This window comes from Shinella sp. S4-D37 (genome assembly GCF_040812195.1).
In the GTDB taxonomy this organism is placed as follows: domain Bacteria; phylum Pseudomonadota; class Alphaproteobacteria; order Rhizobiales; family Rhizobiaceae; genus Shinella.
In genome coordinates this window covers 79,312-101,840 of record NZ_JBFNXL010000006.1, presented here as the reverse complement: position 1 = coordinate 101,840, position 22,529 = coordinate 79,312, and the positions used below count along the sequence as shown (strand labels likewise).

Sequence of the window (22,529 nt, the reverse complement as noted above, 5' to 3'; positions counted from 1 at the left end):
GCGGGAGATTCGACACTCCCGGCTAACGACCGCGGGAGGGTTCCATGGGAACCACTGGCAGCGACGTTTTCGATCTCTTTTCAAAGGCATATGCCAGCACTGCGCGCGAGGAGCTGAGCCTTCAGGAGTACCTGATCGCCTGCCGCGACGACAAGAGCATGTATGCCACCGCGCCCGAGCGCATGGTGGCGGCGATCGGCGCGCCGACGCTGATCGACACCAGCGCGGACGAGCGCCTCGGCCGGGTCTTCGCCAACCGCACCATCAAGATCTACCCCGCCTTCGCCGACTTCTTCGGCATGGAAGACACGATCGAACGCATCGTCGGCTATTTCCGCTATGCCTCCCAGGGGCTGGAGGAGCGCAAGCAGATCCTCTACCTGCTCGGCCCCGTCGGCGGCGGCAAGTCGTCGCTCGCCGAACGCCTCAAGAAGCTGATGGAAGAGCAGCCGATCTACACGCTCGCCATAAACGGCACGATCAGCCCGGTCTTCGAATCGCCCCTCGGCCTCTTCTCCCGCGAGCGCATGGGCGAACTCCTGGAGGACAAGTACGGCATCGCCCAGCGCCGGCTCACCGGCCTCATCTCGCCCTGGGCGACCAAGCGGCTGGACGAGATCGGCGGCGATATCTCCAAGTTCAGCGTCGTCAAGCTGATGCCCTCGCGGCTGCGCCAGATCGCCATCGCCAAGACGGAGCCGGGCGACGAGACCAACCAGGACGTCTCCGCCCTCGTCGGCAAGGTGGATATCCGGCAGCTGGAGAATTTCAGCCAGGCCGATCCCGACGCCTATTCCTACAGCGGCGGCCTCAACCGCACGACCCAGGGCTTGCTCGAATTCGTCGAGATGTTCAAGGCGCCGATCAAGGTGCTGCACCCGTTGCTCACCGCCACGCAGGAGGGCAGCTACAACGGCACGGAGAATTTCGGCGCCTTCCCCTATCAGGGCATCGTGCTTGCCCATTCCAACGAATCCGAATGGCTGCAGTTCAAGCACAACAAGAACAACGAGGCCTTCCTCGACCGCATCCTCGTCGTGAAGGTGCCCTATTGCCTGCGCGTGACCGAGGAGCGGCTGATCTATGAAAAACTGCTGCGCGAGAGCGAGCTGGCCGACAGCCCCTGCGCCCCGGAAGTGCTGGAAAACCTCAGCCGCTTCACGGTCGCCACGCGCCTTTCCCCGCACGAGAACTCGCCGACCTACACGAAGATGCGGGTCTATGACGGCGAGAACCTGAAGGACACCGACCCCAAGGCGAAGTCGTTGCAGGAATACCGCGATGCCGCCGGCATCGACGAGGGCATGACGGGCGTCAGCACGCGCTTCGCCTTCAAGGTGCTGTCGGAGACCTTCAACTACGACACCAAGGAGGTGGCGGCCGATCCCGTGCACCTCATGTACATCCTCGAACAGGCGATCCGGCGCGAGCAGTTTCCAAAAGAGGTCGAGGCGAACTATCTCGACTTCATCCGCTCCGAGCTTGCCGCCCGCTATGCCGAGTTCATCGGCCACGAGATCCAGAAGGCGTATCTGGAATCCTACAGCGAATACGGCCAGAACCTGTTCGACCGCTACATCGCCTATGCCGATGCCTGGCTGGAAGACCAGGACTTCAAGGACCCCGACACGGGCCAGATCCTCAACCGCGAGATCCTCGACAGCGAATTGTCGCAGATCGAGAAACCCGCCGGCATCGCCAATCCCAAGGACTTCCGCAACGAGGTGGTGAAGTTCACCCTGCGCGCCCGCGCCCGCAACAACGGGCGCAACCCCTCATGGACGAGCTACGAGAAGCTGCGGGAGGTCATCGAGAAGCGCATGTTCGGCCAGGTGGAGGATCTTCTGCCCGTCATCAGCTTCGGCTCGAAGAAGGACAGCACGACCGAGAAGCAGCACGCCGAATTCGTCCAGCGCATGACGGCGCGCGGCTATACGGGCCGCCAGGTCCGCCGGCTCGTCGACTGGTACATGCGCGTCAACAAGGCCGGCTGACCATGCCGAAGCGGGGGACTGGCGCATGCCGAATTTCATCGATCGCCGGCTCAATCCCAAGGACCGGAGCCTCGGCAATCGCCAGCGCTTCCTCAAGCGCGTGCATGACGAGCTGAAGCGCACGATCCGCGACCAGGTGAAATCCGACAGGATCGCCGACGTGGACGCCGCCCATGGCGTGCCGATCCCGCGGCGCGGCGCGGACGAGCCGAGCTTCCGCCATTCCGGCGCCAGCGGCGAGCGGCACCATGTGCTGCCCGGCAACCAGACCTTCTCGCCCGGCGACCGGATCCGCAAGCCCGAGACGGGCGGCGGGGGCAACGGCCGCGGCCCCGGGCGCGGCGAGGCGGCGGACGATTTCCTCTTCATCCTGTCGCGCGAGGAGGTGCTGGACCTCTTCTTCGAGGACCTGGAGCTTCCCGACCTCGTCAAGCTCAACCTGCGCGAGACCGTCACCTACAAGCCGCACCGCGCCGGGCTGACGACATCCGGCACGCCCACCAACATCAATGTCGGGCGCACCATGCGCAACAGCTTCGGGCGCCGCATGGCGCTGCGCCGCCCGAGCGAGCGGGAATGCCGGGTGCTCGCCGACGAGATCGCCGCGCTGGAAGGAGAGGAGCGGCTGTCGCTTTCGCAGCGCAACCGGCTCGCGCAGCTTCGCCAGGAGCTGGAGGTGCTGGAGCGCCGGCGCCGGCGCATCGCCTATGTCGATCCCGTCGACGTGCGGTTCAACCGCTACGAGCGCCAGCCGCTGCCCAATGCGAGCGCGGTGATGTTCTGCCTGATGGACGTTTCCGCCTCGATGGGCGAGCGCGAGAAGGACTTGGCGAAACGCTTCTTCGTGCTGCTGCACCTCTTCCTCAAGCGCCGCTACGAGCGCATCGACATCGTCTTCATCCGCCACACGGACGAGGCGCACGAGGTGGACGAGGAGACCTTCTTCTTCAGCAAGCAGAGCGGGGGCACGGTCGTGTCGACCGCGCTGGAGGAGATGCAGCGCATCATCATGGACCGCTATCCCTCCAATATCTGGAACATCTACGCCGCGCAGGCCTCCGACGGCGACAATGCCAACGGCGATTCCGAGCGCTGCGCCGCGCTTTTGCGCGACGAGCTGATGAAGCTCTGCCAGTACTACGCCTATGTCGAGATCATCGACGAGCGCGAAAGCGATATCTTCGGCACGACGGACAACGGCACCTCGCTGTGGCGCGCCTATCGCACGGTCGACGGGGCGGTGGGAAATTTCCAGATGACGCGCATTTCCCGGCCCGCCGATATCTACCCCGTCTTCCGCAAGCTCTTCGCCCGGCACCAACCCCGCTCCGTGCGCGGCTGAGGGGGCAGGCGGATGGCGAAACGACCGGCTTCCTCCCTGCTGTTCGAAGGCTCCGAATGGAATTTCGCGACCCTGTCGCATGCCTATGACGCGATCGAGGCCATCGCGATCGGCGAGATGGGGCTCGACGTCTACCCGAACCAGATCGAGGTCATCTCCTCCGAGCAGATGCTGGACGCCTATTCGTCGGTCGGCATGCCGCTGATGTACCAGCACTGGTCCTTCGGCAAGCGCTTCGTCTTCGAAAGCCACCTCTACCGCAAGGGCTATCGCGGCCTCGCCTACGAGCTCGTCATCAATTCCAATCCCTGCATCACCTATCTCATGGAAGAGAACACCATGCCGATGCAGGCGCTCGTCACCGCCCATGCCGCCTTCGGCCACAACCATTTCTTCAAGAACAACTACCTGTTCCGCCAGTGGACGGATGCCAGCGCCATCCTCGGCTACATGGATTTCGCCAAGAAATACGTCGCCAAGTGCGAGGAGCGGCATGGACCTGCGGCGGTGGAGGAGATCCTCGACGCCGCCCATGCCCTGATGGACCAGGGCGTCTTCCACTATCGCCGCCCGCCGCGGCTGTCCTCGGAAAAGGTGACGGAGCGGGCGCGCGAGCGGCTGGAATACGAGGAACAGACCTATAGCGACCTGTGGCGCACCCTGCCGACGGCGAGCGGCAATGCCGGCATCGAGGCGGCCGAGCAGGAGGCGCTGGAGCGCAAGCAGGCGCTGAACCTGCCGGAGGAGAACCTGCTCTACTTCCTGGAGAAGCACAGCCTGATCCTGGAGCCCTGGCAGCGCGAGATCCTGCGCATCGTGCGCGTCATCGCCCAGTATTTCTATCCGCAGGGCCAGACCAAGGTGATGAACGAGGGCTGCGCCACCTTCGTGCACTATACCATCATCAACCGGCTGTTCGACCAGGGCCGGATGAGCGAGGGCGCCATGCTGGAGCTTCTGGCGAGCCACGCCAACGTGGTGTTCCAGCCCGATTTCGACGATCCGCGTTTTTCGGGCCTCAATCCCTATGCGCTCGGTTTCGCGATGATGCAGGACATCGAGCGCATCTGCACCCGGCCGACGAGCGAGGATCGGGACTGGTTCCCCACCATCGCCGGCAATGGCGACTGGCGGGCAACGCTGCTCGACGCCTGGGAGAACCACCGCGACGAATCCTTCATCCTGCAATATCTGAGCCCGACGCTGATGCGCCGCTTCCGCCTGTTCCACCTCACCGACCGCGCCGACGAGCGGTTCTGCGAGGTCGCCTCCATCCATGACGAGCGGGGCTATTCGGCCGTGCGCGCCGCGCTCGCCCGCAATTACGATCCCGGCGTCAACCGGCCGGATATCCAGGTGGTCGACGTCGACCTCCTAGGCGACCGGCAGCTTCGGCTGCGCCACCGGGTGAAGAGCGGCATCCTGCTGAACGAGGGCGACCGCGACGCGACCCTCGCCCATGTCCGCCGGCTGTGGGGCTACGACGTCAGCCTTGCCGGCGTGGACGCGGAGACGGGGGCTTCGCTCTATGAGTGTTCGGCGACGGAAGAGTGATTGGCGTCGGAATGTAAAGCTCCCACAAGGGCAGGGCCATCGCCTGTGGAGGAAACCGGTGCTTCCTTCCCTTCTCCCCGCGGGGAGAAGGGGAGAACGGCAATGTCGAGTTCCACTTGCAACGATCCCACCCCTGTGGGGAAGGCTCTTCACGCCCTCCGCGATTGCCCCGCCTTCTCCCGCACCGGCGGGACGGCGTCGGTGCAGTACTGGTCGTAAAGGCTGCGGTATTTCTCCGCCGCGCCGAAATCGCTGTAGCGGGGCAGCGCCGTCATGTCCGTCTTGTTGAGCACGACGCCGACGACCTTGGCCTCGATGCGGCTTTCGGCGGCAAGCAGGTCGCGCACCAGCGGCGAGGGGGTCTTGCCCCATTCCACCACGAAGAGGAAGCCGTCCGCCAGCGGCTCGAAGGTCTTCACGTCGACGACCGGGGCGAGCGGCGCGAGATCGACGACGATATAGTCGAAGGTCTGGCGCAGTTCGTCGAAGAGGCGCTTCATGGCGGCCGAGGCCATCAGCTCGTGGGGATGGTGGGCCTCGCCCGCGCCCGGCCGGCCGCCGGCCGGCAGCACGGCGAGCTTGCTGCGGCGGTCGACCTTGATCGCCTGGTTCCAGGCGGCCTGGCCGAGCAGCACCTCCACGAGGCCCGCCTGCGGGGCGGGTTTCAGCATGCCGGTGAGGCTCGGCCGGCGCAGGTCCGCGTCGATCAGCAAGGTGCGCTTGCCGCCGGCGGCCAGCAGCGCGGCGAAGTTGATCGCGACGGTCGACTTGCCCTCCTGCGGCAGGGCGGAGACGATGCCGATCACGCGGCTCTCGCGCCCGTGCAGCATCGTGTCGGCCGCGAGCCGGGCATGGCGCAGCGTCTCGGCGAAGGCCGAGCCCGGCGCGTCGAGCACGATGCGCGTCATGCGCTCGAAGGGGATGACGTCGCCCTCCTCCGTGCCGCCGTCCTCGGGCCGGGCGGGCTGCGCGCGCTCCTTGCGGGCGCCGACCAGCGGCAGGTAGCCGAGCGGGCGCAGCCCCAGCACGGCGCGGATGTCGTTGCCGACGCGGAAGGCGCGCTCGCGCATCTCCTGCAGGACGGTCAGCGCGCCGCCGCCCATCAGGCCGAGCACCAGCGACAGGCCCATCACCAGCGTCTTGCTCGGGCTGGAGGCGGCCGTCGGCACGCCGGCATCGGAGATCACCCGCGCCTTTGCGATGGGGAAGGACTGCTGCTGCGTCGCCTGCTCGTAGCGGGCGAGATAGGCGTCCGACAGCGTCTTCAGCGCCGCGGCCTGCTGTTCCAGCGTGCGCAGCTGCACCAAGGAGCGGTTCGCCGCCGCATTGCTGCCGGCGACCTTCTCGATGTTCTCGCGCAGCGAGGCCTCCCGCGCGCGGGCGACGTCGTAGTCGTTGCGGTAGCTCGACGTCAGCTGCTGCAGTTCCTGGTAGATCTGCCGGGCGACGTCTTCCTTCTCGGTCCTGAGCGCCGCCGCCTGCGGATGGTCGGCGCTGAAGGCGCGGGTGATCTCCTCCTCGCGCTTGACGACGGCGTTGTAGCGGCCGCGCAGTTCCTGCATGGCGGAATTGTCGCCTTGCCGGGCCGGGATCGTCGCATTGGCGACGGCCTTTTCCGGCCCCTCCTCGACGATGGCGCGGAACTGGTTGTAGCGGGCGGACGCGCTGGCCGCGTCGGCCTGCGCCACGATGAGCTGGCTGTTGAGGTCGGCGAGCTGCTGTTCCGACATGAGCTCGCCGCGCGCGGCGGTCAGGCCGTTCTCGTTGCGGTAACGCTCCACCGCCAGCGCCGCGGCCTGCGAGCGCTGCTGGATATCGGCCAGCCGCTCCTCCAGCCAGGCGCTTGCCTGCGCGCTGGCATCGACATTGGCGTCGAGCTGGCCGGCGAAGAAGGCCTCGGCATAGGCCTTGGCGATGGTCGCCGAAAGCTGCGGGTCGGGCGAGCGGAAGGAGACCGCGACGACGGAGCTGCGCGCGACGCGCTCGACGCCGAGGGCCTGTTGCAGCATCGCCGCCGCCTTCTGCCGCCGGCCCTCCGCTTCCGCTTCCGCCGAGGGGGCGGGACCGTCCGAGCCGAGGGCGGCGAGCGCCTTCACCCAGCCCTTGGCGACAGAGACGGGCGATTGCGGCGGGTTGAGGATCGTCTCGTTCTGCGAAAGATCGAGCGTATCGACCACGCGCAGCGCCAGCCGGCCCGATTTCAGGATCTCGATGGCGCTCGCAAGGTGCGTATCCGCCTGCTGGCTCGTCTGCGGCGTGGTCTCGGCCTCCTCGGCATAGCGCGACAGCTCCTCGTCGAGCAGGATCTGGGTCATGGCCGTATAGAGCGGCGTCGCGAAGACGAGGTAGAGGACGCCGAGCGCCAGCGCCACGACGACGGAAAGCGCGATCAGCCGCGCCCGGCGCATGAGGATCGTCACCAGCCGGTTGAGATCGATGAAGCTGTCGGACGCATCCGGCTCCCTGCGGAAAAGACTGCCGTACGGCACGGTGCGGTGATGCATGGGGCTCCGTTCTGCCTTTCGGCTCCTTGGTCGCTGCCTATGCGGATCCCGAGCCCGGTGGTCCGGGATCCGCTTTCGTCAGGCGGCGCGTACGCCGCCGCCGTGGGCCATCACGAGATTGCGCAGCGGCTCGTAAAGCGCGCCGCCGAGGTCCGGGCGGGCCAGCGCGAAGGCGACATTCGCCTCGATGAAGCCCTGCTTGGAGCCGCAGTCATAGGTCCGCCCCTCGTAGGTATGGGCGTGGAAGGGCTGCGTGGCGGAGAGTTTCAGCATGCTGTCGGTCAGCTGGATCTCGTTGCCCGCCCCGCGCTGCTGGCGGGCGAGATGGCCGAACACCTCCGGCTGGAGGATGTAGCGCCCGTTGAGGAAGAGGTTGGAGGGCGCCGTGCCCGGTGCCGGCTTTTCCACCATGTGGGTGACGGCAAAGCCGTGGCGCACGGCCGCGCCCCTGCCGACGATGCCGTATTGCGAGGCGTCCTCGGGCGCGCATTGCTCGACGCCCACCACGTTGCCGCCGACCTCGCCATAGAGGTCCATCAGGCCGGACAGGCAGCCGCGCGGGCCGAAGGACACCATGTCCGGCAAGAGCAGCGCGAAGGGCTCGTCGCCGATCAGGTCGCGCGCGCACCAGACCGCATGGCCAAGGCCGAGCGGGGCCTGCTGGCGGGTGAAGCTCACCGCGCCGGCCGCCGGCAGCAGCCGGCCGAGCTCGCTGACCGCGGCCTCCTTGCCGGAACGCTCCAGCGAGGAGATCAGCTCCGGCGTGTCGTCGAAATGGTCCTCGATGACCTGCTTGTTGCGGCTGGTGACGAAGACGACATGCTCGATGCCGGCCTCGCGCGCCTCGTCGAGCGCATATTGCACGACTGGGCGATCGACGATGGTCAGCATTTCCTTCGGCATGGCCTTGGTGGCCGGCAGGAAGCGGGTGCCGTTGCCGGCAACCGGGATGACGGCCTTTCGGACGGTCTTGGTTCGCTCCATGGCATTATCCTTTGTTCTTGAGCGGCAGGTCTTCCGCTGTCGTTGGGGAAAGGGCCGAGGGCGCCGTCAGGCGGCGCCACCGGGCGGCGATCGGCATCGAAAGATGCCGGAGCGCGACGGGGTCGCCGAGCGCCACCTTGAGGGCGGGCCCGAGCGAACGGTTCTTCAGATGCTGGACGAGCGCGAGGAAGGAGCGCGTCTCCTTCAGGTTGCGCGTGCGCCGGCGCTGGGCGGCCGCGGCCGCGCCCTGAAGCGGGAAGCGGGCGAGGAAGCGCCGGTCGCCGGCCAGCATCGCATCGACATGGTGGAGGCGCAGCACGCGCGAGATCGAGCCCGCACGGATGTGGTAGACATAGCCCGCCTCGGGCACGATGGCGGAGGCGCCGCCCGCGGCGAGCACCGAGGCGAGCAGGAGATAATCCTCGCCGATGCGCAGCGCCTCGTCGAAGGCAAGGTCCTTCTCTTCGAGGAAGGACCGGCGGAAGACCGGCTTCATGTAGCCGAAATTGTGCGTGGCGCGGAAGATCCGATTGGCGTCGATGAAGACGGGCAGCGTCAGGCCCGGCATGGCGGCAAGGTGCGCCGCGTCGAACATCGGCTCCCTGCGGCCGTCCGCATGCAGCACGTCGATATTGTCGACGACGACGACGGCGCCCTTCGCCTCGGCGGCGGCGATCATGCGGCAGAGGCGATCCGGCCGCATCGTGTCGTCGGCGTCGAGCACCGCGATCCAGCGGCCGCGCGCTTCGGCAAAGCCGGCATTGCGCGCCCCGCCCGGCCCGCGGTTGCGGTCGAGCGGCAGGAGCGTCAGGCCGGGCGTGCCGAGCGCGGCGACGGTCGCGCGGGTTTCGTCCGTCGAGCAATCGTCGACGACGAGGATCTCCACCGTCAAGCCCTCCTGCGCGGCGGCGCTGCGGATCGCCTCGCCGATCGTGTCGGCCGCGTTGTAGGCGGCGATGACGACGGAGACGTCGGGGCCGGTATCGGGGGGCGGAAGCGTCCGGTTCATCGCGCCGCGGCCTCCATCCGTCCGTAGGGTTCGATGGCGCGGGCACCGTAAAGCCCGCCGATCACGCCGGCATGCAAAAGGCCGCGCAGCAGGAAGCGATTGCGCCGCGCCGGCAGGAGGACGAGGGCCGTCGCCGCCGCAAGGCAGAAGCCGGCTTTTACGGCCGCCAGCCCCGCCGCGCCGGCCCGGCCCGTGCCGCGCCCGGCGAGAAGCCGGCCGTGGGTCTGGCCCATGCGCAGCCGGCGCTGCGCCAGCCAGGAGAACCGGGCGCGCGCGGGCGGAACCGGCTCGTTGACCCAGGCCTTTCCGGCAAAGGCGATACGCCCGCCGGCGGCGTGCACCTCGGTGAAGAAGGCGGTGTCCTCGCCACCGCTGCGACCGAGCGCATGGTCGAACCGGCGGCCGGCGATGGCCGGCGCGGCAAGGCGCAGCAGCACGTTGCAGGTATAGCCGGTGCGGATCTCGCCGCTCACCCAGACGGGGCGGGTGGAATGGAAATCGCCGCGCCGCATCCAGCCGGGGGCGTCCGGCCCGTACTGCGCCCTGACCGGGCCGAGGACCACGTCGGCGCCGCCCGTCGCCGTGGCGAGCAGGCTTTCGAGCCATTGCGGCTCCGCCGTCTCGTCGTCATCGATGAAGGCGAGGAAATCGGCATCGGCCGCCTCCAGGCAGGCATTGCGGGCGAGCGAGATGTTTCCGGCCGGGCAATGCACATAGGCAAGCGCCATCGGCAGGTTTTTGCGCGCGGCCTCGGCGCAAGGACGGGCGCTCGGCTCCACGTCGTTGTCGGCGACGATGACGCGCAGGGTAACGCCCGGCGGCACCTTAAGCGCGGCGAGCGAGGCCAGTGTCTCGCCCAGCGCCGCCGTCCGCCGGAAGGTGCAGACCGCGATGTCGATGCGGAGGGCAGCCGTCATGCCGCGACCCTCCGCTGTCGGATGTCGAGAAGCTCGCGCCAGAAGCCGGCGGACCAGGCGAAATGCATGATCATGGCCGAGACGGCGGCGAGCGGGCCATAGGGGTTGCGCTGGCCGAGCGCCATCCAGGCGCCGTAGCCGAGGCAGGCGGCCGCCCACAGCGCGAAGGGCACGGCGGCGATCCAGGTGATGGCCGCCAGGAACGCGCCGGCCGCCACCGGCGCCACCATCAGGGGCAGAAGCTGGCGCAGGCTCGGGCGCGCGCGGTGCTTCAGGAAATTGCGCGCCCGGCCGCGGCCGTAGCGGAAATATTGCCGGAACAGCGGCCCGGCGCTGGCGCGCGGATAGTAGACCATTGCGGTGCGCGCGGTCATCCAGATCCGGTAGCCGGCTTCCCGCAGGCGGTAGTCGTATTCGGCATCCTCGTTGGCGGTGAAGCTCTCATCGTAGCCGCCGACCGCGCGGAAGGCGGAAATGCGCATCAGCGCGTGGTGGCCATGGTCTGCCCAGTGGCTTTCCGCCCCGGCGCGGTGCTTCGCGCCGCCATTGCCGAGCACGGAATTCTGCGCGAAGGCCGTCGCCTTCTGGAAGGTGCCGAAGCCGACGGTCTGCATGGCGACGACGACGGAATCGGCCCCGGTCGACAGCGCCTCCTCGACGAGCACGCGGCAATAGTCCGCGGGATAGGTGCCGTGCGCGTCGATGCGGATGAGATAATCGTGGTCCATGCCGAAGGCCTCGACGGCAAGGTTCACGGCGGCGCTCTGGATGCGCTTGGGATTGTCGAGGAGGTGCAGGTTCGGCATGCTTTCCGCAAGGTCGGCGGCGATGGCGCGCGTGCCATCCGTGCTGCCGCCGTCGGCGATGACGAGCGTGGCGTTCAGCCCGGCCAGTGCCGGCTCCAGTTGCCGCACCAGCGGCTCCAGGTAGCGCGCCTCGTTGAGGCACGGGATCACGATCAGGCACCGCACGGATGAGATGGGATCAATGGTCATGGCAATCCACCTTGCTTGTCAGAAGGGAGGGAACGGGCGCGGGCTCCGGCGCGCGCAGCGCGGCGAGGCGCTGGACGAGCGCCGCGCAATCGGCCCGGTCGTGGATCCAGGGTTTCGGTCCGAGTTCCGCGAGGGCGGCGTGCAGCGCGCGGTCGCTGTCGCCGTCGAAGGCGGCAAAGCGCGTCACCAGCGTTTCGAGACGGGCATCGCGCAGCGCGATGCCGATGCCGTGCCGGCCGGCAAGCCGCGCCGTCTCCGTGCCCCCGAGGACGATGGGCAGCGCGCCGTGGCGGCAGCTTTCGTAGAGCCGGTTGGGCAGCAGCCAGGCGGAGTTCAGCCCCTCCTCGAAGAAATCGATCGCCCAGGCGAGGTCGACGTCGCGGTAGATGGCGGCAAGGTCTTCCGGGTTGCGGTAGGGGCCTTCGAAGCGGAGGAAGGGTTCGCGCGCCACGAGGCCGTCGAAATCGTCGAATTCCGAGCGCGCCGGCCGGCCGCGCAGGATCACCTCGAACCGACCCTCCATGCGCCGCGTGAAGGCGGCAAGGAGGTCGAGCGACCTGCGGCAGCGGATCGCGCCGAACCAGCCGATGCGCCAGGGCTCGCCCGCCGGCTTTTCTGCCCGCGGGGGCAGGGCGGCGGCTGGGCCGTCCAGTTCCAGCACGCGGTTCTCCACGAGGTGGACCGGCGCCGTGACGCCGGAAAGCGGCCTGAAATAGTGCTCCACGAAGGCCGGCGAGCTGGTGACGAGGAGGCCGGCCTTGCGGGCGAAATGGCCTTCGGCCGCGCGCAGGCCGCGGCTCGCCATGCCCTTGCCGGTCAGCAGCCGGTGGATGTCGAGGCATTCATAGGCGATCGGAACGGCGCCGCCGAAGATACCCTGCGCCCGGCCGACCAGCGCCAGCATTTCGAGATTACGCGCCAGGATGACGTCCGGCCGCGCCGTGCCGGCCAGCCGGCGGGAAAGTGCGGCGGCGGCGCGGGCGACGGCGGCAAGGCGCTGGGCGAAGCGGGCATCCCGCGTCGCGCCGAGCTCCACGGGCACGACGCCCTCCACCGCCGCGAGCCGGTTCTCGCCGCGCCGGAAGCCGGCCAGCGTCACCTCCGCCCCGCCCGCCCGCAGCATCAGCACGCGGCGGCGCACGGCGGGGTCGGAAAGATCGTGGACGAGATAGAGCACCCGGAGCATCGGCGGTTTCCCGGTCAGTTCAGCAGGCAGGCGACGGAGCCGGCGAAGGGGCAGGCATCGCCCTCGGCGGTGAAGGCGACGCGCTCCACCTCCAGCGTGGTCGGCCCGGCGAAGGCGAAGCGGCCCATCCAGCCGGTCAGCGTGTCGCTGCCCCAGAGCGAGAGGAACACCTTCTGGGCATTGTCCGGCAGTGCCGCGGGGTTCGTCACCTCGTGCACGAGGGCGCCGTTGACGTAGTAGCGCAGCCGCTCCTTCTGCCAGACGAAGGCATAGTCGTTGAAGCCGCCGTCGGCCGGGGCGGCAAGCGGCACGAGCTTCTCGTTGCCGCCCTTGCCGGCGACATACTGGTTGAGCTGGACGCGCGAGGTGTCCTTGCCCAGCACCTCGAAATCGATCTCGTCGTGCGGCTTCTTGTCGGCCGGGCCGATATAGGTGAAGAAGGCCGAGTTGAGGCCGGGGCCGGTCGCCGCCTTCATGCGCACCTCATAGGTGCCGTAGCCGTAGCGCTTGCGGGTCTGCACCTCGCCGCAGGCATAGTCGCGCTCGCCGGCCTTCGCGGCGTCGAAGGAGAGCCGCAGCCTGCCGTCCTTGACCGCGACCTGATCCTTCGACCAGGTGCAGTTCTGGTGCGCGCCGTTGTTCCAGCCGTCGGAGACGTACCAGAGGGTCTTGTCGAGCGTATCGAACTCCTCCACGAAGGAGGCGCCGCCGGCGCCTTCCTGCGCGGCAAGGGGGGCGGCTGCGGCAAGCGCCGCAAGCAGCGCGCCGGCGCGAAGGGTGTTCTTCGGGAAAGCGGTCATTCCGGTTACCTCCGTTGGGCGATGGAACCGTTCGGCTCCATCGGCGGATGCGGGCGCCGGCCGGCGGGCGCCTGCGGGCGGCCCTGCCGGCGGCCGGTGAGGATGGCGTGCAGCGATGGCGTGAAGCGCCGCGCCGCGGCATGGCTCACGACAAGCACGGCGAGGGCGAGGAGAGGGCTTGCGACATAGAAGAGCGGGTAGGCGTCCGCGCCGCCGATGCGGTTCCAGACCATCCAGAACAGGACGAGCAGCGGATAGTGTGCGCAGAAGATCCAGAAGCTGAGGCCGCCGAGCTTCGCCAGCGCTTCGCCCGGCGCGGTGCGCACCAGGGGCGCCGAGAGCGCCCAGGCCCCGAAGATGCCGGCGATCGCCGTCAGGCTGCGCAGCATGTCCAGCCAGGCCGGGAATTGCGGGCCGAAGGCGAAGAGGGCGAGCGACAGCGCCACCGCCATGGCAAGCACGGCAAGGACGAGCGGCACGGCGAAGCGGTCGAGGCGGCGGATGTCGAAGCGGTGCAGCGCGGCGCAGACGCCGAAGCTGAAGCCGAACAGGATGGATTTCTTCAGGAAGATGCCGTTCGGCAGCGGCAGCACCGCATAGGCGAGCATCAATGCCAGCACGGTGCGCGGATAGCGCAGCACGGCCATGGCGATGAGCGGCGAGAGCAGAAGGCAGAGGAGCAGGTCGCGCAGGAAATAGAGCGGGATGTTGACCGGCCAGGCTTCGATGGCGAAGGCGAGGTTCATCCAGTCGCGCGGCGTGGCGTTCAGGACGTCCGGCAGGTAGCCGAAGCCGATGCCGCGCGCCTGCGCCGCCAGCACGAGGAGAAGGAAGGCCGTGTTCCACAGGAGGAACGGCAGGAGGATCGTCGAGGCCTTGCCGCGCAGCGTCCGGCGATAATCGAACCCCGCAAGCCCGCGCTGGAAGAGCAGGTAGCCGGAAATCGCGCTGAGGCAGGGAACGCCGATCCTGAACAGGCTGTCGCCGAGGAAGACGCGCAGCCAGTCGAAGGCGCCGAACTGCCCGGCATAGGGGCTGGTCGCCGGATCATAGGGCACATGCACGAGGATGATGCCGCTGATCAGCATGATGCGCATCAGGTTGATCCGCTGTGAAACGGTCGCGTCGATATCCACGGTGTCCGTCACCCCTCTGGTGTGCCGCTCCCCCAAGCGGCCGTTCAAACAAGAGCAGACTCGAGCCTACGAAGCGGAGTCTGGGTGACGGGACGGAGAAAAATATGGCGGCGCAACAAATTCGCGGGAGCGGAAGGTTGCATTGCAGCATAATGACAGGTTCGGCGCCGCGCGCGGAAGGGGAATTCAGGGCCCTGTCCGGCAAGACCAAGCGCCGGGGCATCAATTCTTTGAAGCCTATTCGAATATACTGATCTGCCTGCAATTATGGGGTGCAAGACCCCCGTGAAGTTTTTTCCGAGACTTTGCCGAATCGGCCCGGCATCGGCGCGATTGCGGCCGGCCGGAGCCGAAATGCGGCGGGCTCAGGGCAGGACGGGCGATGGCTTGGGCCGGCGCGCGAGGTCGAGGAGCTTGCGCAGCAGCGGGCGCTCCGTCAGGAGGACCAGCCCGCCGTATAGCAGGCCGCCGAGCGCGATGCCGGCGGCAAGCTGCAGGCTGGCCGGCAGCCGGTCGGCGAGCACATGGTCGAGGGCGTAGCGCACGGCGAGCGCCATCAGCGCGGCCGTCAGCATCGGGCGCACGGCGCGCGCGAAGCCGGAGAGGAAGGGCGTGCCGTCGGCGCTGAACACCAGTTTTGAATAGCCGACCAGCACGAGTGCGTTGACGATGCAGAGTGCCGTCATCGCCGCGACCAGCGTGCCCTGATGGGCGCCGTAGGCGACGGCGGCGGTGGTGACGACGGCGCGGCCGACCGCCCAGCGGAACAGTGCGCCGCCATGGCCGGCGCCCTTCAGATAGGGGATGAAGGTGCTGCAGGGCGTCAGGATGCCCTTCGACAGCGCGAGCAGGCCGAGCACCGGCCAGGCCGCCGCCCATTGCGGGCCGAACAGCAGGAACATTGCGGGTTCGGCAAGCGCCCACAGGCCGAACATCATCGGGGCGAGCAAGAGGGTCGTCACCTGCGTTGAGAGCATCAGCGCCTGCGAGCGGCGTTCGCGGTCGTGCATCATCGCGCTGAAGGCGGGGAAGAGCACGCCCATGACGGCCGACAGCACCACCTGGTTGGGAATGCTGGAAAAGCGGTTCGCCGCGGAATAGGCCCCGGCCTCCGCCAGCCCGAGGAAGCGCGAGATGACGACCATCGGCGACTGGAAGGTGACGAAATTGGCGATCTCCGAGCCCATCAGCCCGAGGCTGAAGCGCGAAAGCCGCGTCACCTCGCCGAGACGGAAGCGAAGGCGCGGCAGGTAGCGCGAGACGAAGAACAGGCCGGCCAGCCGCACGACGCCCGCCACGAAAAGCTGGACGACCAGCGCGACGACGCCGAAGCCGGCAAGCGCCAGCGCGACCGCGGCGATCGCCGCCAGCGATTCGGACATCATGCTCCACAGCGCGTCCTTGCTGAACTGCATGCGCCGGGCGACGAGCGCATAGGCGACGTCGCCGGCAAGCTGCAGCGGAACGAGCAGGCTCATCAGGCGGAGCAGGGGGGCGGCATCGGCCGCGCCGAGCCAGCCGGCCAGCGGTTCGGCCCAGAAGAACAGCCCCGCCGCCATCAGGAAGGCGAGCGCCAGATTGGCCCAGAAGACCGAGTGGATCGTCTCCTCGTCCTCCCGCGGTTCGAGGATGAGGGCCGAGGCGAGACCCGCCCCGCCGATCATCGCCAGGAACTGCACGAGGGCGAGCGCGACGGCCACCGCGCCGAACTCCTCGGGCGAAAGCAGCCGGGCGAGAATGGGCACCGTGACAAATTTAAGCCCGAATGTGCTTGTCTTGGATAGGACGCTCCAGCCGACGTTTCGCGTCACCGACTTTGCGTTCACCTCGTGGGACATGGCGGATACCTGCTCGAAAAAGGAGCCCAGCGACGACAAAATGCCTGCGCCGGAAACGGCCGCGCCCCGTGGGAGGAGACCATGCGAAACTCTTTCTAGAGAAACCACAGGGACGAAAAGATGGCGAAGCTGACAGTTATCATCCCCTTCTACCAGAAGGAGCCGGGCATCCTTGGGCGTGCGCTCAGGTCTGTTTTTGCCCAGGAACTCAACGACGTCGACGTGATCGTCGTCGACGACGAATCGCCCTATCCGGCCGATGGCGACATCATCGCGCTTTTACCGGAAGAGCAGGCGCGCGTGCGCATCGTGCGGCAGGAGAATGCCGGGCCGGGCGGGGCGCGCAACACCGGGCTCGACCATGTCGCGCCGGAAACCGAGCTCGTCGCCTTCCTCGATTCGGACGACACCTTCGCCCCCGGCCACCTTTTCCGCGCCCATGCGGCGATGACCCGGTACGGGGCCGATTGCTACTTCGCCTCCATCACCGGGGGCGATGCCTTCTACTATCATTTCGGCGTCGCCGATCTTGCGCAAAGCGAGGCCGTGGTGCGGCTCGAGGAGGATCCGCTCCTCGTCGAGATCCCCGGCCTGACGCAGGTCATGCTGAAGAACTGGAGCTTCCTGCACCTCTCCGCCATGGTCATCGGCCGGCCGCTGATCGAGCGCGTGCGCTTCGACGCGGCGCTGCGGCTTGCCGCCGAGGACGTGCTGTTCTTCTGCGATTGCGTGATGGCGGCACGGCGCGTCGTGCTCGGTGCGGAGGCGGGCGCGGTGCGCGGCGAGGGGGTCAACATCTTCCACGGCGTCGACAACGATTCCCCGCAATTCCTGCGCCAGCAGTTCAACACCTGGCTGGCGCTCGACCGGCTGGAGACGCGCTTCACCGGCCGAACGGCGGAGGTGGCGTCGCTGCGCGCCTACAAGCAGACGGCCCGGCGCCAGGCGCTGTGGGGCCAGGCGCGGCGCGTCAGGCGGCGCAAGCTGCCGCAATTCGACATGCTGGCCCGCTGGGCGCTGCGCGATCCGCGGCTGATAGCCAGCGCCGTCGCGCTCGCCGTCGGCAAGGTGTCCGGCTGACCTTTTCCCCGATCCGCTTTTCCAAGGAGGTGACATGAAGCCCTATTACTGGGAATCGCAACACGGCAATTTCGGCGACGACCTCAATCTCTGGCTCTGGGATTTCCTGCTGCCGGGGTTTCGCGCGGTCCATCCCGACGTGCTGCTCGTCGGCGTCGGCACGGTGCTGAACAGGGCGCTCCTGCCGGAAGCGGGGCGCAAGCTCGTCATCGGCAGCGGCTTCGGCTATGGCGAACTGCCGGACATGCGGGATGAAAGCCTCTGGGACATCCGCTGCGTGCGCGGGCCGCTGACGGCGGAGAAGGTCGGCGTGCCGGAGGCGCTCGGCATCGTCGACCCGGCGGTGCTGGTGGCCGACATGCCGGAATTCGCCGACCTGCCGAAGCGGCACGGCTGCAGCTTCGTGCCCCATTGGGAATCGGCGGTGGCGGGCCTCTGGCCCACCGTCTGCGCAACCGCCGGCCTCACCTATATCGACCCGCGCGGCGAGGCGAAGGCGGTGATCCGGGCGATCGCGCAGTCGGAGCGGATCGTCGCCGAATCCATGCACGGCGCCATCCTCGCCGACGCCTTCCGCGTGCCCTGGGTGGCCGTCAGCACGTCGGACGGCATCAACAGCTTCAAATGGCGCGACTGGGCGGCGACGGTCGGCGTGGACCACCGGCCGCGGCGCGTGCCGATCTCCAGCCGTGCCGAGGCCATCGTCAAGGGCGCCCGGTTCTGGGGCGTCGATTACGAGGGGCGCAGTACCGAGCCGGCGCAGGCGGGGGACGTGGCGGTGGCCGACCGTGCGCCATCCGGCACGGGCCTTCGCCTTGCCGCCAAGCAGGTGCTCGCCGCCCCCTCGACGCTGGCGCTCTGGCAGGCGAGCCGCGCCGAACCGCAGCTCAGCGCGGATGCCCGTCTCGCCGCGCGCAAGGCGCGGCTCTACGAGGTGCTGGAGGGCGTGCGGCGCGACTACTCCTAGAGCGATTCCGGCAAAAGTGCGGAGCGGTTTTGCGTTCGGAGTTGCGGCAGACGAAAGGTCAGAGCGGTTCGGCGGGCAGCAGGTAGCGCAGGCCCGCCGCGGCCGGGGCCTGCGGGCGAAAACGCCGCCAGGCGGCCTCGGCCTTGTCGCGCAGGATGCCGCCGGCGATGGCCGGCAGGGTGGCGGGATGGCCGAGGGCATGGGCGAGCGCCGCCCCGGCGCCGCGCTCCCGCTTGCGGTCCAGGAAATGGCGCAGCGCATGGCGGTCGCCGACCTGCCGGCAATGCCGGCGCATGACGTCGCGCGCCTCCGGCGGAAGACCGCCCGCCGCAAGGATCGCTCGCTCGGCAGCGTGCAGCGCCGCCAGGTCCTCAGTGCGGTGCCGGCCGCTGAGCGAGGTCTCGCGCACCAGCGCGCCGTAGCCGCAGCTCTCGATCACCGTATAGCGCGCGCCGTTCGCCAGCGCCCGCACATAGAGTTCGTAATCCTCGCCGAGCCGCATCTCCTCGCGGTAGCGCAGCCCGTACGCGTCGAGGAAGGCGCGGCGCATGACGGGCTTGAGGAAGCCGAGCTCGCCGCGCGGGGCGCCGCGGCGGGAGATGTTGCCCTCCACGAAGGTCCTGAGATCAAGCCGGCGCGGGCGCGGCGCGAACCGCGCGGGCTGGCGAAGCGGCTCGGCCTTAGCCATGAAGGCGATGTTGTCGGCGATGAAATCCCAGTCCGGGCAGGCGAGCATCTGGCGAAAGCGGCCGGGAAAGAACACGTCGTCCGCATCGAGGATGGCGACGAGCGGCGCGCGCGACACCGCGATCGCCCGGTTGCGGGCGGCCGACGGCCCGCGATTCTCGGTGAAGCCGAGGATCTCCAGCCGGCCGCTGGCATCGTTCGCGGCGGCGGCCGCCGCCATGGTGCGGTCGTCCGATCCGTCGTCCACCACCACGACCTCGGCCACCTCCGGCTGCGCGAGGGCCGAGGCGACGGCCCGCCCGATCGTGTCCTCGGCATTCCTTGCGGCAATGATGACGCAGACCGTTTCTTCCCGGGTCATGAACATCCCCCGTCACGCGTTGAACCATGGCGCGGACCCTGTCCGCTGCGATGCAGCATGGAAGGGGAAAGGGGCACAAAAACGGCCTGGAGCGGGTGGGGCATCTCATAGGGAAGGAAATCGTCGCGGCAGCTTCCCCCCGCGGGGGAGAAGGCAAGAGTGGCGATGTGGCACAGAGAGGACGGCCGGTCAGGGCTTGGAGTGGCCGGGCTCGTTGATCGAAACGGCAACCTTGCTCTTTGCCGTATCCCGGGCCGTATCCCGGGCCGCATCGCGGGTCTTGTCGGCATCGGGCGCGCCGGGGTCCATCTGGCGCCGGCGCTCTTTCGCCTCGCGCCGGACGAGGAAGAGCGTGGCGAGGAAATAGCCGACCTGGATGAGGATGGCGCAGAGGAAGGTCTGGAGCGCGGTGGTGGCGAGCGAACCGGTGGAAAGGTAGGTCACCACGGCAAAGGCGACGAGCGCGATGGCCATGCTCAGGAAGAAGCGCGGCGCATAGGCCGTGCTGTCCCGCCATTTTTTGTCCGGCACGCGTGTCATCGTTGGATTCGCCTTCTCCTCGCAGGCTGCTCGGCACTATACCGGGCCGATTCAACCGGTGCAATCAAGGGTGAGAACCCGTGGGCCGTCGCACCGGTTCCACCCTAGCCCGGCTCCCCTTGCGCTTCCGTTAAGCCGATTCGCTGCCTTCTTCCTGCCCAAATCCGGGCCGGGTTCACGCCACATGCGGGTTGTCGCGCCGCCAGCCTATCCAACCGGTTGCGCCGGCCGCGCCGGCCGATCAAATTTTGTTACGGTTTCAGCGGCTTTTCGCCGAAAACTGTGCGTTGCAAAAACAATATTGCAGTGCAAAATACCCTGCTGTTTGCATGTATAGTTTTGCTATGTACAGTTTTATTAAAATCTATATGGTATTATGAATCGTAATTAACCCTCAGAATTTTCGCCAAAAGAAGTGATATCCAAGTTTATCCAGAAAGAGAAAAGAAACTATCACGTCTCGTTGACGGGAGATAACTTCAGTAGCGACGGCGATAAGATAGAAGAACTTCAATTTAGCACATCACTGATTTCTGAAATACAGACGCGACCGCCTTGTCCGTGGTTTCACATTTTAAAAAACAAACTGTGACCACACAATCCGCATTGGATGCCGGGGCGCGTCCGATGGGACCGACCCTATCGCAAATCCAAGTGGAGCCATCTCTATGAAGTCCGCGACACGATCGGCCAGTTCGCCGTATTTCAGTTCGTTCGCCACCGGCGCCCCGCCGGTGGGGGGGATATCGAAACGAAGCTTCGACATCCTGGTGGCGCTGGCCGCCTTCATCCTCATCAGCCCCGTCTTCCTGATGATCATGGCGCTGGTGAAGTTTTCCGACGGCGGCAGCGTCTTCTACGGCCACCGCCGCATCGGCTATAACGGCACGACCTTCCGCTGCCTGAAATTCCGCACCATGGCGGAAAACGGCGATGCCATCCTGCAGCAATACCTGAAGGACAACCCCGCCGCCTACGAGGAGTGGCGGGCCTCGCGCAAGCTGCAATACGACCCGCGCGTGACGGTCGTCGGCACCGTGCTGCGCAAGCTCAGCCTCGATGAGCTGCCGCAGCTCTTCAACATCCTGCGCGGCGAGATGAGCCTCGTCGGGCCGCGCCCGGTCGTCGAGGACGAGCTGGAGCTCTACGAGGCCTCCGCCGTCTACTATCTCCAGTCGCGCCCGGGCCTCACCGGCCTCTGGCAGGTCAGCGGGCGCAACGACGTGTCCTATGCGGCGCGCGTCGCCTTCGACACGCACTATGTGTGCAACTGGTCGCTGGTGAGCGATCTCATGATCGTCGCCCGCACCATCCCGGCCGTCTGCCTTTCGCGCGGCAGCTATTGAACCGGAAGAGCGTCCGCGGCCAAGGTCGCGGGACGCCCGGAAGACAGGGGTTTTCATGAAGACGAAGACATCGCGCGCGGCGCTCTGCCTCGCATTCCTCCTCCTTGCGGCTCCGGCGGGCGCCGAGATTTCCGAATACCGGCTCGGGGTGATGGACAAGCTGCGCATCCGCGTTGCCGAATGGCAGACCGCCGAAGGGGCGGTGCGCGACTGGAGCGCCGTCAGCGGCGACTACGGCGTGGGGGCCGACGGGTCGGTCTCCGTGCCCTTCCTCGGCGCCCTGCCGGCGGACGGCCGTACCGCCGCCGAGCTTGCCGAGGAGATCGGCAGCAAGATGCAGGTGCTGTTCGGCCTGCGCGACCGCCCGTCCGCCTCGGTGGAGATCGCCGAATACCGGCCGGTCTACCTTGCCGGCGAGGTCCAGACGCCCGGCGCCTATCCCTATGCGCCGGGGCTGACGGTGCTGAAAGCCGTCAGCTTCGGCGGCGGCCTGCGCCGCGCCGATGCCGGCCAGCGCTTCACGCGCGATTTCCTGCGCTCCGAGGGCGAGGCGGCCGTCTTCCTTGCCGAGCGCAACCGCCTGCTGGTCCGCCGTGCGCGCATCCAGGCGGAGATGAACGACGCCAAGGGCATCGCCATGCCGAAGGAGCTCGGCGATACCGAGGAGGCGCGCGCGCTGATGGAAAGCGAGGAGGCGCTGATGGTCTCGCGGGAGAAGCGCCTGCGCCTGCAACTGATGGCGCTCGCCGATCTGAAATCCCTGCTCGACACCGAGATCGGGGCGCTGGCCAAGAAATCGCAGACCCAGACGCGGCAGCTCGAACTCGTCGCGGCCGATCTCGACAAGGTCGACACGCTCGCCGAAAAGGGCCTGGCGATCAGCTCGCGGCGGCTGGCGCTGGAACAGCGCACGGCCGACCTGCAGGCGGCCCTCCTCGACATCGACACCGCCTCGCTGAAGGCCAAGCAGGACATCAACAAGGCCACCCAGGACGAGACCACCTTGCAGAACGACTGGGACGCGCAGCTTGCCCAGGAATTGCAGAACACCGAGCAGGAGCTCGACACGCTGGCCCTGAAGCTCGGCACCAGCCGCAGCCTCATGTCGGAGGCGCTGATGCAGTCGGCCGATGCGGCCGCCTTCAAGGACGGGCTCTCCTCCGCCAATATCGGCTATTCGATCCTGCGCACGGTGCAGGGCAAGGCCGAGCGGATACCCGCCACCGAGACGACGCCGGTCCTGCCGGGCGATATCGTCAAGGTGGAGCTGAGCCTGAAGACGCAGTGAG

General features: G+C 67.8%; 18 protein-coding genes. 7 read left to right on the top strand and 11 right to left on the bottom strand.

Annotated elements, in window-relative coordinates:
* Positions 1-44: 44 nt before the first annotated feature.
* From AB3G45_RS27815 to AB3G45_RS27805, 3 genes are read left to right on the top strand one after another with little or no spacing between them, the layout of a single operon-like run.
* Entirely contained in the window at positions 45-1,994 is a 1,950-nt protein-coding gene (locus tag AB3G45_RS27815; RefSeq protein ID WP_367833769.1) for a PrkA family serine protein kinase, read from the top strand.
* Between the two features lie 25 nt (positions 1,995-2,019).
* On the top strand, positions 2,020-3,336 hold the full coding sequence (locus AB3G45_RS27810; RefSeq protein WP_367833768.1) for a YeaH/YhbH family protein: 1,317 nt from the start codon (positions 2,020-2,022) through the stop codon (positions 3,334-3,336).
* Positions 3,337-3,348: 12 nt separating this feature from the next.
* Positions 3,349-4,890, top strand: coding sequence for a SpoVR family protein (locus AB3G45_RS27805; RefSeq protein WP_367833767.1), 1,542 nt, complete (start codon positions 3,349-3,351; stop codon positions 4,888-4,890).
* 149 nt (positions 4,891-5,039) lie between these two features.
* On the opposite strand, the gene AB3G45_RS27800 is transcribed toward AB3G45_RS27805, so the two are convergent.
* The 9 genes from AB3G45_RS27800 to AB3G45_RS27760 form a co-directional block, all read right to left on the bottom strand.
* Positions 5,040-7,394, bottom strand: coding sequence for a polysaccharide biosynthesis tyrosine autokinase (locus AB3G45_RS27800; RefSeq protein ID WP_367833766.1), 2,355 nt, complete (start codon positions 7,392-7,394; stop codon positions 5,040-5,042).
* A gap of 78 nt (positions 7,395-7,472) precedes the next feature.
* Positions 7,473-8,378 (bottom strand): UTP--glucose-1-phosphate uridylyltransferase, encoded by a 906-nt coding sequence (locus tag AB3G45_RS27795; protein WP_367833765.1) that lies wholly within the window; start codon positions 8,376-8,378, stop codon positions 7,473-7,475.
* Positions 8,379-8,382: 4 nt separating this feature from the next.
* Positions 8,383-9,387, bottom strand: coding sequence for a glycosyltransferase family 2 protein (locus AB3G45_RS27790; protein ID WP_367833764.1), 1,005 nt, complete (start codon positions 9,385-9,387; stop codon positions 8,383-8,385).
* A complete protein-coding gene (locus AB3G45_RS27785; protein WP_367833763.1) occupies positions 9,384-10,304 on the bottom strand; it encodes a glycosyltransferase family 2 protein in 921 nt (306 codons plus the stop codon). Before AB3G45_RS27785 ends, AB3G45_RS27790 begins: the two co-directional genes overlap by 4 nt.
* Complete coding sequence (locus AB3G45_RS27780) at positions 10,301-11,299, bottom strand: glycosyltransferase family 2 protein (RefSeq protein ID WP_367833762.1); 999 nt, start codon at positions 11,297-11,299, stop codon at positions 10,301-10,303. Before AB3G45_RS27780 ends, AB3G45_RS27785 begins: the two co-directional genes overlap by 4 nt.
* Positions 11,289-12,485 (bottom strand): glycosyl transferase family 1, encoded by a 1,197-nt coding sequence (locus AB3G45_RS27775; protein ID WP_367833761.1) that lies wholly within the window; start codon positions 12,483-12,485, stop codon positions 11,289-11,291. The genes AB3G45_RS27780 and AB3G45_RS27775 overlap by 11 nt, the downstream gene beginning before the upstream one ends.
* A 14-nt stretch (positions 12,486-12,499) precedes the next feature.
* The gene (locus AB3G45_RS27770) at positions 12,500-13,285 is read right to left on the bottom strand and encodes a glycoside hydrolase family 16 protein (protein WP_367833760.1); all 786 of its coding nucleotides are present in this window, start codon (positions 13,283-13,285) and stop codon (positions 12,500-12,502) included.
* A gap of 5 nt (positions 13,286-13,290) precedes the next feature.
* Positions 13,291-14,433, bottom strand: a complete 1,143-nt coding sequence (locus AB3G45_RS27765) for an acyltransferase (RefSeq protein ID WP_367833759.1) — start codon at positions 14,431-14,433, stop codon at positions 13,291-13,293.
* A gap of 353 nt (positions 14,434-14,786) precedes the next feature.
* Positions 14,787-16,259, bottom strand: coding sequence for a lipopolysaccharide biosynthesis protein (locus tag AB3G45_RS27760; protein ID WP_367833758.1), 1,473 nt, complete (start codon positions 16,257-16,259; stop codon positions 14,787-14,789).
* A gap of 120 nt (positions 16,260-16,379) precedes the next feature.
* Between AB3G45_RS27760 and AB3G45_RS27755 the strand changes: the two genes are divergently transcribed.
* The gene (locus AB3G45_RS27755) at positions 16,380-17,339 is read left to right on the top strand and encodes a glycosyltransferase family 2 protein (protein WP_367833757.1); all 960 of its coding nucleotides are present in this window, start codon (positions 16,380-16,382) and stop codon (positions 17,337-17,339) included.
* A 34-nt stretch (positions 17,340-17,373) separates the two neighbouring features.
* Entirely contained in the window at positions 17,374-18,306 is a 933-nt protein-coding gene (locus AB3G45_RS27750; protein WP_367833756.1) for a polysaccharide pyruvyl transferase family protein, read from the top strand.
* 58 nt (positions 18,307-18,364) lie between these two features.
* On the opposite strand, the gene AB3G45_RS27745 is transcribed toward AB3G45_RS27750, so the two are convergent.
* Together AB3G45_RS27745 and AB3G45_RS27740 are read right to left on the bottom strand one after the other, a co-directional pair.
* Entirely contained in the window at positions 18,365-19,360 is a 996-nt protein-coding gene (locus tag AB3G45_RS27745) for a glycosyltransferase family 2 protein (protein WP_367833755.1), read from the bottom strand.
* A 183-nt stretch (positions 19,361-19,543) separates the two neighbouring features.
* Positions 19,544-19,828, bottom strand: coding sequence for an exopolysaccharide production repressor protein (locus AB3G45_RS27740; RefSeq protein ID WP_367833805.1), 285 nt, complete (start codon positions 19,826-19,828; stop codon positions 19,544-19,546).
* Between the two features lie 734 nt (positions 19,829-20,562).
* Between AB3G45_RS27740 and AB3G45_RS27735 the strand changes: the two genes are divergently transcribed.
* Positions 20,563-21,240 (top strand): sugar transferase, encoded by a 678-nt coding sequence (locus AB3G45_RS27735; protein ID WP_367833754.1) that lies wholly within the window; start codon positions 20,563-20,565, stop codon positions 21,238-21,240.
* 55 nt (positions 21,241-21,295) lie between these two features.
* Positions 21,296-22,528: a polysaccharide biosynthesis/export family protein gene (locus AB3G45_RS27730; protein WP_367833753.1), complete on the top strand. Its 1,233-nt coding sequence runs from the start codon at positions 21,296-21,298 to the stop codon at positions 22,526-22,528.
* Position 22,529 lies beyond the last annotated feature (1 nt).

What these genes read in the sequence shown, in the direction of transcription:
- AB3G45_RS27815 (WP_367833769.1), top strand. Translation starts at nt 45, where the DNA reads ATGGGAACCACTGGCAGCGACGTTTTCGATCTCTTTTCAAAGGCATAT.
- AB3G45_RS27810 (WP_367833768.1), top strand. Translation starts at nt 2,020, where the DNA reads ATGCCGAATTTCATCGATCGCCGGCTCAATCCCAAGGACCGGAGCCTC.
- AB3G45_RS27805 (WP_367833767.1), top strand. Translation starts at nt 3,349, where the DNA reads ATGGCGAAACGACCGGCTTCCTCCCTGCTGTTCGAAGGCTCCGAATGG.
- AB3G45_RS27800 (WP_367833766.1), bottom strand. Translation starts at nt 7,394, where the DNA reads ATGCATCACCGCACCGTGCCGTACGGCAGTCTTTTCCGCAGGGAGCCG.
- AB3G45_RS27795 (WP_367833765.1), bottom strand. Translation starts at nt 8,378, where the DNA reads ATGGAGCGAACCAAGACCGTCCGAAAGGCCGTCATCCCGGTTGCCGGC.
- AB3G45_RS27790 (WP_367833764.1), bottom strand. Translation starts at nt 9,387, where the DNA reads ATGAACCGGACGCTTCCGCCCCCCGATACCGGCCCCGACGTCTCCGTC.
- AB3G45_RS27785 (WP_367833763.1), bottom strand. Translation starts at nt 10,304, where the DNA reads ATGACGGCTGCCCTCCGCATCGACATCGCGGTCTGCACCTTCCGGCGG.
- AB3G45_RS27780 (WP_367833762.1), bottom strand. Translation starts at nt 11,299, where the DNA reads ATGACCATTGATCCCATCTCATCCGTGCGGTGCCTGATCGTGATCCCG.
- AB3G45_RS27775 (WP_367833761.1), bottom strand. Translation starts at nt 12,485, where the DNA reads ATGCTCCGGGTGCTCTATCTCGTCCACGATCTTTCCGACCCCGCCGTG.
- AB3G45_RS27770 (WP_367833760.1), bottom strand. Translation starts at nt 13,285, where the DNA reads ATGACCGCTTTCCCGAAGAACACCCTTCGCGCCGGCGCGCTGCTTGCG.
- AB3G45_RS27760 (WP_367833758.1), bottom strand. Translation starts at nt 16,259, where the DNA reads ATGTCCCACGAGGTGAACGCAAAGTCGGTGACGCGAAACGTCGGCTGG.
- AB3G45_RS27755 (WP_367833757.1), top strand. Translation starts at nt 16,380, where the DNA reads ATGGCGAAGCTGACAGTTATCATCCCCTTCTACCAGAAGGAGCCGGGC.
- AB3G45_RS27750 (WP_367833756.1), top strand. Translation starts at nt 17,374, where the DNA reads ATGAAGCCCTATTACTGGGAATCGCAACACGGCAATTTCGGCGACGAC.
- AB3G45_RS27745 (WP_367833755.1), bottom strand. Translation starts at nt 19,360, where the DNA reads ATGTTCATGACCCGGGAAGAAACGGTCTGCGTCATCATTGCCGCAAGG.
- AB3G45_RS27740 (WP_367833805.1), bottom strand. Translation starts at nt 19,828, where the DNA reads ATGGCCATCGCGCTCGTCGCCTTTGCCGTGGTGACCTACCTTTCCACC.
- AB3G45_RS27735 (WP_367833754.1), top strand. Translation starts at nt 20,563, where the DNA reads ATGAAGTCCGCGACACGATCGGCCAGTTCGCCGTATTTCAGTTCGTTC.
- AB3G45_RS27730 (WP_367833753.1), top strand. Translation starts at nt 21,296, where the DNA reads ATGAAGACGAAGACATCGCGCGCGGCGCTCTGCCTCGCATTCCTCCTC.